The organism is Serratia sp. AXJ-M (assembly GCF_046531865.1).
GTDB lineage: Bacteria > Pseudomonadota > Gammaproteobacteria > Enterobacterales > Enterobacteriaceae > Serratia > Serratia liquefaciens.
Genome location: NZ_CP059394.1, coordinates 4,717,039 through 4,733,619, shown reverse-complemented (window position 1 = coordinate 4,733,619; position 16,581 = coordinate 4,717,039). Strand labels below are relative to the sequence as shown.

Here is a 16,581-nt window from a genome sequence, read left to right as displayed (position 1 = left end):
TTCCCCCCGTTGCCGGGGGGCGATTTAAGCTTTAGCGGATTTTAACCAGAGTGCGTCCGGTCACTTGATGATTCAGCAGCGCGGCGGCGGTGGCCGGTGCCTGTTCCAAAGTGATTTCCTGGGTGGCCTGTTGGTAGAAACTGTCCGGCAAAATACCGGCTAGCCGTTCCCAGGCGGTTTGGCGGCGATGCAGCGGCGTATGAACCGAGTCCACGCCCTGCAGGCGAACGTTGCGCAGGATAAACGGCATCACCGTGGTGGGCAGGTGATAGCCACCGGCCAGGCCACAGGCGGCGACCGTGCCGTTATAATTCATCTGTGACAGGACTCGCGCCAGCAGCGTGTCGCCAACGGTATCGACCGCCCCGGCCCACAGTTGCTTTTCCAGCGGACGCGGGGCTTCCAGGTAGCCGTCGCGCGACAGGACTTCTTTGGCGCCCAGCGCTTTCAGATACTCGGTATTGCTCTCGCGGCCGCTGATGGCGGTGACGTGATAGCCCAATGCCGCCAGAATCGCGATGGCCGTGCTGCCCACGCCGCCGCTGGCACCGGTAACCAGAATATCGCCGTCATCCGGGTGTACGCCGCCTTCTTCCAGCGCCATCACGCACAGCATGGCGGTAAAGCCGGCGGTACCCAGGATCATCGCTTTGCGTTCATCCAGCCCGTTCGGCAGCGGCACCAGCCATTCGCCTGAGACTCGTGCCTGTTCGGCCAGGCCACCCCAGTGGTTTTCACCCACGCCCCAACCGGTGAGCACCACGCTTTGGCCTTCTTTAAAACGATCGTCGCGGCTTTCGCGTACCGTACCGGCGAAATCGATGCCTGGCACCATCGGGAAGTTACGCACGATCTTGCCTTTGCCGGTGATCGCCAACGCATCTTTATAGTTAAGGCTGGACCAGTTGACGTCCACCAGGACATCGCCGTCGGGCAGCAGATCGCTGCTGATATCCTTGATGTGAGCCAGAGTTTGATCGCCTTGTTGTTCCAATAACAGTGCACGCATGTCACTCTTCCTCTTGTTTGCATTTTTGCCATGGATGGCTGAACCAGATTTAATTGACTATATGCATATAAGAAATTTATGTCCTGATAAAAGACAAAAAAGGGTGATTGAAGGTTTTCTTCGTTGTCGAGGCTTGGTAGCTTGGGTGGCGTGAACCGACAACGGGTATCGCCGGAGCGGTACCCGCTATTCATTAAAAAAATCAGGATATTGTGTTGGATTCATTTGAGCGGATTCGGGGCCTTTATACTTCCAAAGGTGAAAACTCACGTAACCATACCGGACAAGGCACAGGGATGCGATTCACCACCAAACTCTCTGCATTGATCACCTTGCTTGTTGCTTTGGCGATGTTTTTGATGCTGATGGGCTGCTCATACAGCTTCTTTTACGTCACTCAGGAGCGTCTGGATCGCCGCTTCGAGTCGCTGATGACCTCACTCGACCAAGCGATGCTGCGCGAATCCCCAGAGGAACAGAAACGCTGGTTGCCGTTGGTGATGCGTCCACTGGGTATTGTGGCGGTCAGCGTGGATACCAGCCACAGTAACCTCCTTTCCTATAAATTGCCGACGCTCAACAAACAGCCCTGGGATCCGCTCAACGGTTACAGGCAGGTGACTTTGCCGCTGATGCAGCATCCCGGCGCGGCACTGCAAATTACTTATATCGATCCTTTCGCCAGCGACGTACGCTCGTTGCAATCTACTGCCGCCGTGACGCTTTCGATCGTTGTGATGGTGTTGATCTTGCTGTTTAGCCTGCGCTGGCTTCGCGATCAGGCCGACGGAGAGGATCGGCTGGAACGCCGTGCACGACGCATTCTCAACGGCGAAAGAGAGAGCGTGATGCAGGGCGATATGCGCGAATGGCCGGCGAACGTCAGTGGCGCGCTCGATCGCTTGCTGGCAGATTTGGCGGAAGCGCGCGAGGAACGCAATCGGGTCGATACCTTGATCCGCGCCTTTGCCGCTCAGGATGCCAAAACCGGCCTGAATAACCGCCTGTTCTTCGACAACCAGCTAACCACCCAACTGGAAGAAGAGGGCTCGCACGGTATTGTGATGATGGTGCGACTGCCCGATTTTGACACGCTGCGGGAAATTCACGGCAACGGCGCGGTGCAGGAACTGATGTACTCGCTGGTCAATCTGCTGTCGACCTTCGTGATGCGCTATCCGGCGGCGCTGCTGGCGCGTTATTTCCACAGCGACTTCACCGTCCTGCTGCCGCACCGTACGCTGAAAGAGGCGGACGGCATTGCTTCACAGCTGGTCCACGCGATTGACGCCTTGCCTTCAACGGCGCTTATCGATCGTGAAGCATTCCTGCACATTGGCATCGTGGCGTACCGCAGCGGACAAACCACCGAGCAGGTGATCGATTACGCGGAGCAGGCAACGCGCCATGCTACGTTGCAAGGCGAAAACGGCTGGTATGTTTATGACAGCCAGGTGCCGGAAAAAGGGCGCGGCAGCGTCAAGTGGCGCACCCTGCTGGAACAGGTGCTGGCGCGGGGAGGCCCGCGTTTGTATCAGAAACCGGCGGTGACGGTAGAAGGGGAAGTGCATCACCGTGAGATCATGAGCCGGATCTACGATGGCACCCAGGAACTGCTGCCATCGGAGTATATGCCTCTGGTACGGCAGTTAGGGCTGGCGGAAAGCTACGATCGTCAACATCTGAGCCGTATTCTTCCTTTACTGACGCTGTGGCCCGAAGAAACATTGGCTTTTACGCTGAGCGTAGACTCACTGTTGCAGCGTAGTTTCCAGCGTTGGCTGCGTGATAGCCTGTTACAGTGTGAAAAAAGTCATCGTCGGCGAATTCTGATTGAACTTGCAGAGGCAGACGTGTGTCAACATATCGACCGTTTACGTCCGGTACTGAAGTTACTGTCAGGGCTGGGCTGTCGTCTGGCGGTGTCCCAGGCCGGGTTAACCGTGGTAAGTACCTCCTATATCAAGTCCTTACCGGTGGAATTGGTTAAGCTCCATCCGGGTCTGGTGCGGAGTATTGATAAGCGTGATGAAAATCAGCTGTTCGTTCAAAGCCTGACCGGCGCCTGTGAAGGCACCAGCACTCAGGTTTTCGCCGCCAGCGTGCGGACGCGTAATGAGTGGCAGACGCTGAAAGAGCGGGGGATCCTCGGTGGACAGGGCGACTTTTTCGCGTCGCCGGAACCGATAGACGTCGGGCGTAAAAAATATTCGCGTCGTTATCGTGTTTAACCTGAATACCGAACAAAAATTAACGTAGAATGAGCGCCAATTCATCTGGGCTTTTTTCTCTGTCATTTTGGGATAACCCCCAAACTGCCTGCGACAATGACGCCTATTTGATATAGGCTCTTGTCAGTCCTTTTCTGTTGAACGTTGGTAGGTGCTTACCACCAGCGGCAATCAGGGAATATGTTAGATTTTATGAGCTGTGTTACGCCGTTTCGTGCGCTGACAGGGTGGTAAACTGAGCCTTTGTTCAGGGAATTCAGGCCTCATCCAATTTCCGTGCATTCGAGCAGAAACAATACAGACTATTTTTCACCGAAGTAGAACGTTTTTGCGCCTTGTCGCTGCTTCGTGTGGTTGGTAAAGTAGGCGGATTTTATTTTCCGCCCCCAGCTTGCAGGATTATCCTTTAGTTATGTTTAAGAAATTTCGTGGCATGTTTTCCAATGACTTGTCCATCGACTTGGGTACCGCCAATACCCTGATTTATGTTAAAGGGCAAGGCATTGTACTGAACGAACCGTCGGTGGTTGCCATTCGCCAGGATCGTGCCGGTTCACCCAAGAGCGTTGCGGCCGTGGGTCATGAGGCTAAACAAATGCTGGGGCGTACGCCCGGCAACATCGCGGCTATTCGTCCGATGAAAGACGGCGTGATCGCCGATTTCTTCGTGACCGAAAAAATGCTGCAGCACTTTATTAAACAGGTTCACAGCAACAGCTTCATGCGGCCAAGCCCGCGCGTGCTGGTGTGTGTGCCGGTTGGCGCAACTCAAGTTGAGCGCCGCGCCATCCGCGAATCTGCCCAAGGGGCCGGTGCGCGTGAGGTGTTTCTGATTGAAGAACCTATGGCTGCCGCAATCGGTGCCGGCCTGCCGGTTTCTGAAGCGACAGGTTCCATGGTGGTGGATATCGGTGGCGGTACCACTGAAGTGGCGGTGATCTCACTGAACGGTGTGGTCTACTCTTCTTCTGTACGTATCGGTGGTGACCGTTTCGACGAAGCTATCATTAATTACGTGCGTCGTAACTACGGCTCACTGATCGGTGAAGCAACTGCCGAACGTATCAAGCATGGCATCGGTTCCGCTTATCCGGGCGATGAAGTGCATGAAATCGAAGTTCGCGGCCGTAACCTGGCTGAGGGCGTGCCACGTGGCTTTACCCTGAATTCCAATGAAATCCTTGAAGCGCTGCAGGAGCCGTTGACCGGCATCGTCAGTGCGGTGATGGTGGCGCTGGAACAGTGTCCGCCAGAGCTGGCTTCCGACATTTCCGAACGCGGCATGGTGTTGACCGGCGGTGGCGCATTGCTGCGCAACCTGGATCGCCTGCTGATGGAAGAAACCGGCATTCCGGTGGTCGTGGCAGAAGATCCGCTGACCTGCGTAGCCCGCGGCGGTGGCAAGGCGTTGGAAATGATCGACATGCATGGCGGCGATTTGTTCAGCGAAGAATAGTCAGCCCCAAGAAGGAGGAATCGTATCGGGTGAATGCGCAAAGCGAAAATCAGGTACGGTTCCTCTTTCTGTTGTCGAGGAACACGCATAATTTATGAAGCCGATTTTTAGCAGGGGGCCTTCCCTGCAACTACGACTTTTTTTGGCGGTGATCGTGGCCATTGGCCTGATCGTTGCCGATAGCCGTCTCGGTACGTTCGTGAAAATACGTAACTACATGGACACGGCCGTCAGCCCTTTCTATTTTTTGGCCAATGGGCCACGTAAAGTTTTGGACAGCGTTTCAGAAACGCTGGCTACCCGCCAACAGCTGGAGCTGGAAAACCGGGCTCTGCGGCAGGAACTGCTGCTGAAAAACAGCGATATTCTTCTTCTTGGCCAATTCAAGCAGGAAAACGCCCGCTTGCGTGAGCTGTTAGGCTCGCCGCTGCGCCAGGACGAACACAAAATGGTCACCCAGGTGATCTCTACCGGCTCGGATCCTTACAGCGATCAGGTAGTGATCGACAAAGGATCGGATAACGGCGTTTATGAAGGCCAGCCGGTCATCAGTGATAAAGGCGTAGTGGGCCAGGTGGTGGCGGTGGCTAAAGTCACCAGCCGCGTGCTACTGATCTGCGATGCTTCACATGCGCTGCCAATTCAGGTGCTGCGCAACGATATCCGGGTGATTGCTGCAGGCAGCGGCTGTGCCGACGATTTACAGCTTGAACATCTGCCGAACAATACCGATATCCGCGTGGGTGATGTGCTTGTCACATCCGGCCTTGGCGGCCGCTTCCCTGAAGGCTATCCGGTGGCGGTGGTGTCCTCGGTAAAAGTGGATAATCAGCGCGCCTATACCGTGATTCAGGCTCGACCAACCGCAGGGCTACAGCGCTTGCGCTATCTGCTGCTACTGTGGGGGGCCGATCGTAACGGCGACATGCCGTTGCCGCCCGATGAAGTTCATCGCGTCGCCAATGAGCGTCTGATGCAGATGATGCCGCAGGTTCTGCCGCCGGCTGATGCGGTGGGGCCGCAACTGCCTCTGCCTGCTCCGGCAACCGGGGCCGCGGTACAAACCGCTGCTCCTGCCGCGGGAGTCACGCAATGAATCGTTACCGCAGCAACGGGCGCTGGATAATCTGGCTGTCATTCCTGGTGGCGCTGGTGCTGCAAATCATGCCGTGGCCGGAACAGATCTACATGTTCCGTCCCTCCTGGCTGGCTTTGATCCTGATCTACTGGGTGATGGCGTTGCCTCATCGGGTTAACGTCGGCACCGGCTTCGTGCTGGGGCTGATTATGGATCTGATCCTCGGTTCCACGCTGGGCGTACGCGCACTGGCGTTAGGTATTATTGCCTATCTGGTGGCGTTCAAATTCCAACTGTTCCGCAATATGGCGCTCTGGCAACAGGCGCTGATCGTCGTGCTGCTGTCACTGGCGATGGACGTTGTGGTGTTCTGGGCCGAGTTTTTAGTGATCAACGTTTCTTTCCGCCCAGAGGTGTTCTGGAGTAGTGTGGTAAACGGCATCCTGTGGCCATGGTTGTTCCTGTTGATGCGAAAAATTCGCCGTCAGTTCGCCGTACAGTAAGGGTATAACAATGACTTCGCTTTATCTGGCCTCCGGCTCTCCCCGTCGACATGAATTACTGACCCTGTTGGGCGTCCCCTTTGAAGTTATCCTGACGGATACCGAAGAGCAGCGGCAGGAAGGGGAATCCGCGGAAGCCTATGTGCGCCGTCTGGCGCAGGATAAGGCCAAAGCCGGCGTGGCGCTGGCACCGCAGGCGTGGCCGGTGCTGGGTGCCGATACCATAGTGGTGCTCAATGGCCGGGTGTTGGAAAAACCTCAGGACGAGACGCACGCGGCGCAAATGCTGGCGGCGCTGTCGGGTAAACAGCATCAGGTGATGACTGCGGTGGCGATCGCCGATCGCCATGACGTTCTGTGCCAACTGGTGGTGACGGACGTGACATTCCGCAACCTGTCACAGCAGGATATCTGCGACTATATTGCTACGGGCGAGCCGATGGATAAAGCGGGCGCCTACGGAATTCAAGGAAAGGGTGGTTGTTTCGTCAGAACGATAACCGGGAGTTATCATGCGGTGATGGGCCTGCCGTTAGTCGAAACACATGAGCTGCTCAGTAATTTTGTCGCATTACGTGATGTAAGAACCGGTTGATGGGCGCTGCCATTATCGACCGGCTCTGAGGAGAAGGCATGACAGCTGAGCTACTGGTTAATATCACACCGTCTGAAACGCGGGTTGCCTATATTGATGGCGGCATCCTGCAAGAGATCCATATCGAACGCGAATCCAAGCGCGGCATCGTCGGCAATATTTATAAAGGGCGCGTAAGCCGCGTGTTGCCGGGCATGCAGGCGGCATTCGTCGATATCGGCCTGGATAAAGCGGCCTTCCTGCACGCTTCCGATATCATGCCGCACACGGAATGTGTCGCCGGCGATGAGCAGAAAAATTTCCACGTGCGTGACATTGCCGAACTGGTGCGCCAGGGACAGGATCTGATGGTCCAGGTGGTGAAAGATCCGCTCGGTACCAAGGGCGCACGCCTGACCACCGACATCACTTTGCCTTCGCGTTACCTGGTGTTTATGCCGGGGGCGGCGCACGTTGGCGTTTCGCAGCGTATAGAAAGTGAAGCCGAGCGCGATCGCCTGAAAAAAGCGGTGGCCGGTTACTGTGATGAGCTGGGCGGCTTTATCATCCGCACCGCGGCTGAAGGCATTGGCGAAGAAGAGTTGGCGCAGGACGCCGCTTTCCTCAAACGCCTGTGGACCAAGGTGATGGAGCGTAAAAAACGCAACCAGACCAAATACAAATTATACGGTGAGTTGGCGTTGGCGCAGCGCATTTTGCGTGACTTCGCCGGCGCGGCGCTGGACCGGATCCGCGTGGATTCCCGCCTGACCCACGATCTGCTGGTGGAGTTTACCGGTGAGTACATTCCGGATATCACCGCCAAGCTGGAGCTGTACACCGGCAGCCAGCCAATCTTCGATCTGTACGACGTCGAAAACGAGATACAGCGTGCGCTGGAGCGCAAGGTCGAGCTGAAGTCCGGCGGTTATCTGATCATCGATCAGACCGAGGCGATGACGACCGTGGATATCAATACCGGCGCCTTTGTCGGCCACCGCAATCTCGACGAAACCATCTTCAACACCAATATCGAAGCGACCCAGGCCATTGCCCGCCAACTGCGGCTGCGCAACTTGGGCGGCATTATCATCATTGACTTCATTGACATGAACAATGAGGAGCACCGTCGCCGGGTGTTGCATTCGCTGGAGCTGGCGCTGAGTAAAGATCGGGTAAAAACCACGATCAACGGCTTCTCTCAGCTAGGCTTAGTGGAAATGACGCGTAAACGTACGCGGGAAAGCATTGAACATGTGCTGTGTAACGATTGTCCTACCTGTCAGGGACGCGGCACGGTGAAAACAGTGGAAACCGTGTGCTACGAAATTTTGCGTGAAATTGTGCGCGTGCACCATGCTTATGATTCAGATCGTTTCCTGGTTTACGCCTCTGCGGCGGTGGGTGAGGCGCTGAAAAGCGAAGAGTCCCATGCGCTGGCCGAAGTGGAAATCTTTGTGGGCAAGCAGGTGAAGGTACAAATCGAACCTTTATACAGCCAGGAACAATTTGACGTTGTCATGATGTAGTTCGCCCGTTGGTGGCTAAAGTCAGACATGAGTGGGGCTCAGCATACTGAGCCCCATCGTGCATAGATATTCCCGTTGCCAGGCAGCGGAAGCAAGGAGAACTGCGTGAGGCGACTGCCTGGGATTTTGTTAGCTACAGGCGCCACTCTGATTGTCATCGTGGCGTTGCTGATCAGCGGGCTGCGTCTGGCGCTGCCTGAACTGAACAACTATCGCCCTCAATTGCTGGCAAAGGTTGAAAGCCTCTCCGGCGTGCCCGTACAGGTCGATTTCATCCAGGGCAGTTGGGAAACTTTTGGCCCACAGCTTGAAATGCGCAACGTGCGCGCCACGCTGCCCAAAAGCAATCTGAAGATTGAACGCGTGACCTTGGCGCTGGACGTGTGGCAATCGCTGCTGCATTTGCGCTGGCAGTTCCGCGATCTTACCTTTCACCAACTCCAGTTCGATCTTAACACCACGCTGGGCGGCGATGAGCACCAGGGTAGCACCATCGAACCGGGTAAAATCACCGATTTGCTGCTGCATCAGCTGGATCATTTCGACCTGCGCGACAGCCGCATCTCATTCCTGACGCCCGCCGGTGCACGTGCTGAATTCGAAATCCCGCAGTTGACCTGGCTGAACGGCCGCGATCGTCACCGGGCAGAAGGACAGATCAGCCTGTCGACGCTGAACGGTCAGCATGGCGTGGTGCAACTGCGCATGGATCTGCGTGATAACCAAGGGCTATTGAATACCGGCACTGTCTATATGCAGGCCGACAATATCGATATGAAGCCCTGGTTCACCCGTTGGCTGCGTGCCAATACCGGGCTGGAAAGCGCAGACTTCAGTCTGGCGGCCTGGCTGCAGATCCAAAATGGTGAAATCGCCACCGGCAGTGCATTACTGAAACAGGGGGCGGCCAACTGGAACGTGGGGACTCAAGCTCATCGGCTCGACGTGGACAACCTGGCGCTGACGCTCAGCCGTCAGGGTACCGGCTGGCAGGTGGACGTTCCGCAGTTGAACCTGGCCACCGACGGCCAGGCCTGGCCACAGGGTAAGCTGTCTGCGCTGTGGTTGCCGGAAAACACCGAGTTCCTGGGCCCAGGGCAAACCGAAGAGCTGCGCGTGCGCGCCACTGACATTCAGCTTGAGCGCCTGGCCGCGCTACTGCCGACCTTCTCTTTCCTCAGCCCGGACGTGCTGGATCGCTGGAACGATCTGCAGCCGCAAGGCAAGGTCAACGCGCTGGCGTTGGATATCCCGCTGAAACAACCGGAAAAAACGCGTTTCCAGGCCCTCTGGCAGGACGTCAGCTGGCAGCACTGGAAACTGTTGCCCGGCGTGAATCACTTCTCCGGCGCACTGAGTGGCGGTGTGGAAAATGGTCGTCTGCAGCTTGATCTCAAAAACAGCACCTTGCCGTATGGCGATATGTTCCGGGCACCTCTGGAAATCAGCAGCGCGCGAGGGGCTCTGACCTGGCAGAACAATGACCAGGGCTGGGAACTGGCGAGCCAAAACCTGGATGTGAAAGCCAAATCGCTGTGGGTTAACGGTGACTTCCGCTATCAGCAGCCGGCCAAAGGCGAGCCGTGGCTGAATATTCTGGCGGGTATCCGTCTGTACGATGGCGCGGACGCCTGGCGCTACTTCCCTGAGCCCCTGATGGGCAAGCATCTGGTGGATTACCTCAGCGGCGCCATCCAGGGTGGGCAGGTGGATAACGCCACGCTGATCTACAACGGCGATCCGCAGCATTTCCCATACCGCAAAAACGAAGGTCAGTTTGAGGTGTTTGTCCCGCTGCGTCATTCCACCTTCCAGTTCCAACCGGATTGGCCGGCGTTGACCGATCTGGCTATCGATCTCGACTTCGCCAATGAAGGGCTGTGGATGAATGCTCCGCAAACCAAATTGGGTAAAGTCGATGGCAAAAATGTCAGCGCCGTCATTCCGGACTACCTGAAAGAGCGTTTGTTGGTGGATGCCGAGGTCGCGGGCCAGGGGGGGGAAATCCATGACTATTTCAAACAGACTCCGCTGCACGATTCATTGGGCTCGGCCCTGGACGAACTGCAGATTGGTGGTAATGTCAGTGGGCGCTTACACCTCGATATTCCCTTGAACGGCGAGCTGGTGCGCGCCACCGGTGAAGTTGCACTGAACAATAACTCACTGTTGGTGAAGCCTATCGATAGTGAGCTGCAAAAGGTCAGCGGCAAGTTCCGTTTTGATAACGGCAACCTGAGCAGCGATACCCTGTCTGCCAATTGGTTTGGACAGCCGGTGGCGGTGGATTTCAACACTCAGGAAGGGAAAAACGATTACAAGGTCAACGTTGGCCTGAAAGCTGACTGGCAGCCGGGCAAATTCCCTGGCATCCCGCAGGAAGTGAGCGATGCACTGAGCGGCAGCACCCCTTGGCAAGGCCAAGTGGCTATTGTCTTGCCTCATCAGGGCGCGGCCAGCTATGACATTGGCGTTGATGCGGATCTTAAGAAAGTAAGTAGTCACTTACCTTCGCCATTAGATAAAACGGCGGGTGAGCCATTGCCGCTGAGCGTAAAAGTGAAAGGTGGCCTGAATGGATTCATGCTGACCGGCAGTGCTGGCAAACAAAACAAATTCAACAGCGAATGGACCTTCGCCAAACAGCAGGTCACGCTGGCACGGGCGGCCTGGCAGACCGCTGGTAGTGGAACCCCACCGTTACCGAACGGAAAATCGCTGACGCTTAACCTGCCGCCGCTGGACGGTGAGAAATGGCTGGGCCTGATGGCACCGGCGCTGAAACAAAGTGGCGGTATGGGCAAGGTGGGCGGATTTAACTTCCCGACCACCGTCGCACTAAAAACGCCACAGCTGCTGCTAGGCGGTCAGGCGTGGCATAAGCTGACGCTGTCGGCAGAGAAGCAGCTGGGGGCCACGCTGGTCAGCGCCAAGGGCGATGAGGTTGATGGCAGTTTACGGGTGGCGGACCGGGGGCCGTGGCGCGCCGATATCAATTATCTCTATTACAACCCGCAGTTTGACGCGGCTAAGAGCACTCCGACGGCGACTGCAGCTGCGCAGGTGGCCGCAGACAAGGTTTCCTTCCGCGACTGGCCGTCGCTGATGCTGCGCTGTAAGTCGTGCTGGGTGATGGGGCAGAACCTCGGCAAGGTTGAGGCGGATTTGACCAATCAGGGGGATACCCTCCTGCTGACGCACGGGTTAGTCGATACCGGCAAAGGGCGCATGACCGCCAGCGGTTTGTGGAAACAGAATGCCCAGGAAGAACGCAGCTCGCTGAAAGGTAAACTGCTGGGTGCCAAAATTGATGAAACTGCGGCTTTCTTTGGCATCACCACGCCGCTGAAAGGTGCACCTTATGACGTCGATTTCGATCTCTACTGGCGCGGCCAGCCGTGGAAACCGCAGTTGAATACCCTGAGTGGCGCGCTGAAAATCAATATGGGCAAGGGCGAAATCGACAGCATGGGCGGCGGTCGTGCCGGCCAGCTGTTGCGTCTGGTGAGCTTCGATGCCCTGTTACGCAAGCTGCAGTTCGATTTCAGCGATACCTTCGGCAAAGGCTTCTACTTTGACTCCATCCGCAGCACCTCGTGGTTGAAAGATGGCATAATGCATACCGATAACCTTTTGGTTGACGGGCTGGCAGCGGATATTGCCATGAGCGGGCAAATTGACCTGGCGCGTCGGCAGATTGATATGGAAGCGGTGGTGGCGCCGGAAATTTCAGCCACCGTCGGCGTGGCGACGGCATTCGTGATTAACCCGATTGTCGGTGCTGCGGTGTTTGCCGCGTCCAAAGTGCTGGGGCCGCTGTGGAACAAGATTTCGCTGATTCGTTACCATATCGGCGGCAGCCTGGATCAGCCGAAGATCAATGAGGTGTTGCGTAAGCCAAAGGAGGATAAGGCGTCATGAGAAATGCTAACGTTGCGTTGTTACAGTTGTGCAGTGGCGATCGGGTGCGTGACAACCTGGCCCAGATTGAACAGCAGATTAAGCAGCTCAATGCCGGGGTAAAACTGGTAATGACGCCGGAGAATGCGCTGCTGTTCGCCAACTCTGCGGCCTATCGTGAGCATGCGGAGCAACAGGGCGACGGGCCGTTGCAAAACGCGGTGCGTGAAATGGCGCGACGCTATGGCGTGTGGTTGCTGGTCGGTTCCATGCCGCTGGTCAGCCGCGAAAATCCTGCGCTTATCACTACCAGCAGCCTGCTGTTTGACGATCAGGGCGAGATCCGGGCGCGTTACGACAAACTGCACATGTTCGACGTGGACATTAACGACTCCCACGGCCATTATCGTGAGTCGGACACCTATCAACATGGCCAACAGCTCACGGTAGTGGATACCCCGGTCGGTCGGCTTGGCATGACCATCTGCTACGATTTGCGCTTCCCGGCGCTGTTCCAGGCGTTGCGAGCGCAGGGCGCTGAACTGATTTCCGTGCCTGCAGCCTTTACCCGCGTGACCGGCGAAGCGCACTGGGAAATACTGCTGCGCGCAAGGGCGATTGAAAACCAGTGTGTGATCCTGGCGCCGGCGCAGGTCGGCAGCCATGGCCCGACTCGCCGCACCTGGGGTCACTCGCTGGCGGTAGACGGTTGGGGCAAGGTGCTGGCCGAAAACGCGGATGCGGTCTCGGCGTTGAAAGTGCGGGTTGACACTACCGGCCTCAAAACGATTCGTGAGCAGATGCCGGTGTTGCAACACAACAGATTCCAGATGTCGCTGACGGCGCCGTTTGAAAAAAACTCCTCCATTAAAGAGTGAAAAAATTATGAGCCTGACGTTTGTCAGTGAGCAGTTACTTGCTGCGAATAAGTTGAGCCACCAAGACCTGTTTTCCGTCCTGGGGCAACTGGCAGAACGCCGCCTCGATTATGCCGATCTCTATTTCCAGTCGAGCTACCATGAAGCCTGGGTGATTGAAGACGGCATTATCAAGGATGGTTCTTACAATATCGACCAAGGGGTCGGGGTACGCGCCGTCAGCGGCGAAAAAACCGGCTTCGCCTATGCCGATCAGATCACCCTGAACGCTTTGCAGCAGAGCGCTCAGGCGGCGCGCAGCATCGTACGTGACAAGGGCAACGGCCAGGTACATACCCTGGGCGAAATCAGCCATAAGGCGCTGTACCCGCTGCTTGATCCGCTGCAAAGCCTGCCGCGTGAAGAAAAAATTGCCTTGCTGCATCGCGTTGATAAGGTGGCCCGCGCTACCGATAAGCGCGTACAGGAAGTCAGCGCCAGTATCACCGGCGTATATGAGCAGATCCTGGTCGCGGCTACCGACGGCACCCTGGCGGCGGACGTGCGCCCCTTGGTGCGTTTGTCCGTCAGCGTGCTGGTGGAACAAGACGGCAAGCGTGAGCGCGGCTCCAGCGGCGGCGGCGGTCGTTTTGGCTATGATTATTTCCTGGAAATCGTCGAGGGTGACGTTCGCGCCGATGCCTACGCCAAAGAGGCGGTGCGCATGGCGTTGATCAACCTGTCTGCCGTTGCGGCGCCGGCGGGCAATATGCCGGTGGTGTTGGGCGCAGGCTGGCCAGGCGTACTGCTGCATGAGGCGGTAGGCCACGGCCTGGAAGGTGACTTCAACCGTCGCGGTACGTCGGTGTTCAGCGGTCAGATGGGCCAACTGGTGGCCTCCGAGCTTTGCACCGTGGTGGATGACGGTACTCTGCAAGGGCGTCGTGGGTCACTGGCTATCGATGACGAAGGCGTACCGGGTCAGTACAATGTGCTGATTGAGAACGGCATCCTGAAAGGCTACATGCAGGACAAGCTCAATGCGCGCCTGATGGGCGTTGCACCGACCGGTAACGGCCGCCGCGAGTCTTATGCGCACCTGCCAATGCCGCGCATGACCAATACCTACATGCTGGCGGGTAAGTCGACGCCGGAAGAGATCATCGCCAGCGTCGAGTACGGGCTGTATGCGCCTAACTTCGGCGGCGGTCAGGTGGACATCACTTCGGGCAAGTTCGTGTTCTCCACCACCGAAGCCTATTTGATTGAAAATGGCCGCATCACCAAACCGGTGAAAGGCGCTACGCTGATTGGCTCCGGTATCGAGGCGATGCAGCAGATTTCAATGGTCGGCAACGATCTGGCGCTGGATAAAGGCGTTGGTGTATGTGGCAAAGAGGGGCAAAGCCTGCCGGTGGGCGTCGGCCAACCGACCCTGAAGCTGGACACCCTGACCGTTGGCGGTACCGCGTAACCGTCTCCTGGGGCCGGATCCCGGCCCCTATCAAACGCCATTTTGCGGCCTGCATCGCATTAACGGCAATGAGTTGGCTTTGCTTAAATTAAGAGCGATTCACTGTTTTTCCCGGCCTCCGTAAATCAATAAATTAGATTTAACTATTTGAAGCTATTTTCTGCGGTTTTCCCTAAGAGCTTTCTGTATCGATTGCCTTGATTGCCTCTCCAGCTAATGATTCACAGCTTGTTACATTCTTCCTTCCGTCGTTAAAATGCTGAAAAAACACACGGATGATCTTCTGAATGGATTCAGTGACTCAACGGCTTTCGACAGCTTTGCTGTGCATTTTCTTTTCCTCCGCGGCGTGCGCTAACCTGCTTAGCCCGGCAGATCGTGACACCATTCAACAACAGCAGCGCGAATTGCTGGAGCAAAACCAGCAGCAGCGGCAGGAGCTGCAACGTAGCCTGACGCCGGCCTTGCCGCCCCCTGCATCACCCAACGCCAACGCTGGCGGACCTTGTTTTAGCATCACCCATATCCGGCTGGAAGGCGCGGATCATCTGCCCGCCAGTGCACAACGTAAACTCACGCAGCCTTATCTGCAGCAATGTCTGAATCTGGGCCAAGTCCAGACGCTGGTGCAGCAAATCTCCGATTGGTATATCAACCGTGGCTATATCACCAGCCGCGCATTCCTGACCGAACAGGATCTGTCGCGCGGCGAGCTGCGGTTGCTGGTGCTGGAGGGCAAGCTGGAGAACGTTCTGCTGGAGCAACGAGACGATCGCATGCTGAAAATGGCCTTCCCGGGCCTGCAGGGCAATATTCTTAATCTGCGTGATATCGAACAGGGCATGGAACAGATCAACCGACTGCGTCAGCAGCCGGTACAGATAGAAATTCTGCCGGGTAGCCGGCCGGGTTACTCGGTGGTCAATCTGAGCGCCAAACCTGAGTTTCCTCTGACGCTGGGGGCAGGGTTCGACAACAGCGGGCAAAAAAGTACCGGTGCCGGTCAGATCAACGGATCGCTGACCGGCAATAACCTGCTGGGGCTGGCGGATCAATGGTTTGTCGCCGGTGCCCGCAGCAGCGATTTCGTCAACGATCACAATGCGCGCAGCGTGCAGGCCGGCCTCAGCTTGCCTTACGGCTACTGGACGCTGGATTACAACTATTCCTACAGCGACTACCTGGCTACCCTCAACAACCAGGGCTTTGACTGGCGTTCCAGCGGTGACAGCCAGATCCATCGGCTGGGCGTTTCGCGGGTGTTGTTCCGTGACGGCGAAATGAAAACCGGCCTGTCGCTGGGGGTCACGCACCGCATCAATCGCAATTATCTCAATGACACCCGGCTGGAAAGCAGCAGCCGCAAACTGACCAGCGTGACGCTGGGTGTTAGCCACAGCCAAAAGCTGTTGGGCGGTTTCGCCACCCTGAACCCGGCTTACAGCCGCGGGGTGCCGTGGCTAGGGGCAGAGAACGACAGCGGCAAAATCAAGGAAGCCCCCCGCGCCGAATTTCATAAACTTTCGCTTTCCGGCAGCTACTACCTGCCGCTGGCGCAAGATTGGACTTATCTCACCAGCCTGTACAGCCAGTGGAGCAATCACCGCTTATACGGCAGCGAACGTCTGACCATCGGTGGTGAGAGCTCGGTACGTGGTTTCAAGGAGCAGTATCTTTCCGGTGACAAGGGCGGCTACTGGCGTAATGAAGTTAACCGGGCGCTGGTGACCTTGCCGTATGTCGGCAGTGTTAACGCCCTGGTGGCGGTGGACGGCGGCTATCTGCACCGTGACGCGCTGGATGCCAATGCCTCGGGGACGCTGTGGGGCGGCGCCCTGGGCCTGGGGAGCCGTAGCCGCTATTTCAGCAGTCAACTGACCGTCGGCTGGCCACTGGCTTACCCGGATGGAATGAAGCCGGATCGTGTTTCGGTCTATTACCGGGTCAATATCGTAATTTAACGCTAACGC

Annotated in this window: 11 protein-coding genes; 10 read left to right on the top strand and 1 reads right to left on the bottom strand. The window is 56.8% G+C overall.

What is annotated here, in order from left to right; translation table 11 throughout:
- Window positions 1–31 precede the first annotated feature (31 nt).
- On the bottom strand, window positions 32–1,009 hold the full coding sequence (locus H0S68_RS22060) for an oxidoreductase (RefSeq protein WP_201895968.1): 978 nt from the start codon (window positions 1,007–1,009) through the stop codon (window positions 32–34).
- A gap of 296 nt (window positions 1,010–1,305) precedes the next feature.
- Between H0S68_RS22060 and csrD the strand changes: the two genes are divergently transcribed.
- The 10 genes from csrD (at window position 1,306) to H0S68_RS22010 (ending at window position 16,572) form a co-directional block, all read left to right on the top strand.
- A complete protein-coding gene (gene csrD / locus H0S68_RS22055; RefSeq protein WP_410529022.1) occupies window positions 1,306–3,240 on the top strand; it encodes an RNase E specificity factor CsrD in 1,935 nt (644 codons plus the stop codon).
- Window positions 3,241–3,652: 412 nt separating this feature from the next.
- Window positions 3,653–4,696 (top strand): rod shape-determining protein MreB, encoded by a 1,044-nt coding sequence (gene mreB / locus H0S68_RS22050; RefSeq protein ID WP_012147106.1) that lies wholly within the window; start codon window positions 3,653–3,655, stop codon window positions 4,694–4,696.
- Window positions 4,697–4,790: 94 nt separating this feature from the next.
- Entirely contained in the window at window positions 4,791–5,792 is a 1,002-nt protein-coding gene (gene mreC / locus H0S68_RS22045) for a rod shape-determining protein MreC (RefSeq protein WP_041415027.1), read from the top strand.
- Window positions 5,789–6,277: a rod shape-determining protein MreD gene (gene mreD / locus H0S68_RS22040; RefSeq protein ID WP_012147104.1), complete on the top strand. Its 489-nt coding sequence runs from the start codon at window positions 5,789–5,791 to the stop codon at window positions 6,275–6,277. The genes mreC and mreD overlap by 4 nt, the downstream gene beginning before the upstream one ends.
- 10 nt (window positions 6,278–6,287) lie before the next feature.
- Window positions 6,288–6,872 (top strand): Maf family protein, encoded by a 585-nt coding sequence (locus H0S68_RS22035; RefSeq protein ID WP_020832069.1) that lies wholly within the window; start codon window positions 6,288–6,290, stop codon window positions 6,870–6,872.
- Window positions 6,873–6,910: 38 nt separating this feature from the next.
- Entirely contained in the window at window positions 6,911–8,380 is a 1,470-nt protein-coding gene (gene rng / locus H0S68_RS22030) for a ribonuclease G (protein WP_020832068.1), read from the top strand.
- 105 nt (window positions 8,381–8,485) lie between these two features.
- Window positions 8,486–12,301, top strand: coding sequence for an AsmA2 domain-containing protein YhdP (yhdP, locus tag H0S68_RS22025; RefSeq protein WP_410529021.1), 3,816 nt, complete (start codon window positions 8,486–8,488; stop codon window positions 12,299–12,301).
- On the top strand, window positions 12,298–13,158 hold the full coding sequence (gene nit1 / locus H0S68_RS22020; protein ID WP_020832065.1) for a deaminated glutathione amidase: 861 nt from the start codon (window positions 12,298–12,300) through the stop codon (window positions 13,156–13,158). The genes yhdP and nit1 overlap by 4 nt, the downstream gene beginning before the upstream one ends.
- A gap of 7 nt (window positions 13,159–13,165) precedes the next feature.
- Entirely contained in the window at window positions 13,166–14,611 is a 1,446-nt protein-coding gene (gene tldD / locus H0S68_RS22015) for a metalloprotease TldD (RefSeq protein ID WP_046372542.1), read from the top strand.
- Between the two features lie 287 nt (window positions 14,612–14,898).
- Window positions 14,899–16,572 carry a ShlB/FhaC/HecB family hemolysin secretion/activation protein gene (locus tag H0S68_RS22010; protein ID WP_130015858.1) on the top strand — a complete coding sequence of 558 codons (1,674 nt, stop codon included), beginning with the start codon at window positions 14,899–14,901 and terminating at the stop codon, window positions 16,570–16,572.
- Window positions 16,573–16,581 lie beyond the last annotated feature (9 nt).

Bases quoted from the DNA above. Each gene is read 5' to 3' on its own strand.
- H0S68_RS22060 (WP_201895968.1), bottom strand. From the start codon at position 1,009: ATGCGTGCACTGTTATTGGAACAACAAGGCGATCAAACTCTGGCTCAC.
- csrD (WP_410529022.1), top strand. From the start codon at position 1,306: ATGCGATTCACCACCAAACTCTCTGCATTGATCACCTTGCTTGTTGCT.
- mreB (WP_012147106.1), top strand. From the start codon at position 3,653: ATGTTTAAGAAATTTCGTGGCATGTTTTCCAATGACTTGTCCATCGAC.
- mreC (WP_041415027.1), top strand. From the start codon at position 4,791: ATGAAGCCGATTTTTAGCAGGGGGCCTTCCCTGCAACTACGACTTTTT.
- mreD (WP_012147104.1), top strand. From the start codon at position 5,789: ATGAATCGTTACCGCAGCAACGGGCGCTGGATAATCTGGCTGTCATTC.
- H0S68_RS22035 (WP_020832069.1), top strand. From the start codon at position 6,288: ATGACTTCGCTTTATCTGGCCTCCGGCTCTCCCCGTCGACATGAATTA.
- rng (WP_020832068.1), top strand. From the start codon at position 6,911: ATGACAGCTGAGCTACTGGTTAATATCACACCGTCTGAAACGCGGGTT.
- nit1 (WP_020832065.1), top strand. From the start codon at position 12,298: ATGAGAAATGCTAACGTTGCGTTGTTACAGTTGTGCAGTGGCGATCGG.
- tldD (WP_046372542.1), top strand. From the start codon at position 13,166: ATGAGCCTGACGTTTGTCAGTGAGCAGTTACTTGCTGCGAATAAGTTG.
- H0S68_RS22010 (WP_130015858.1), top strand. From the start codon at position 14,899: ATGGATTCAGTGACTCAACGGCTTTCGACAGCTTTGCTGTGCATTTTC.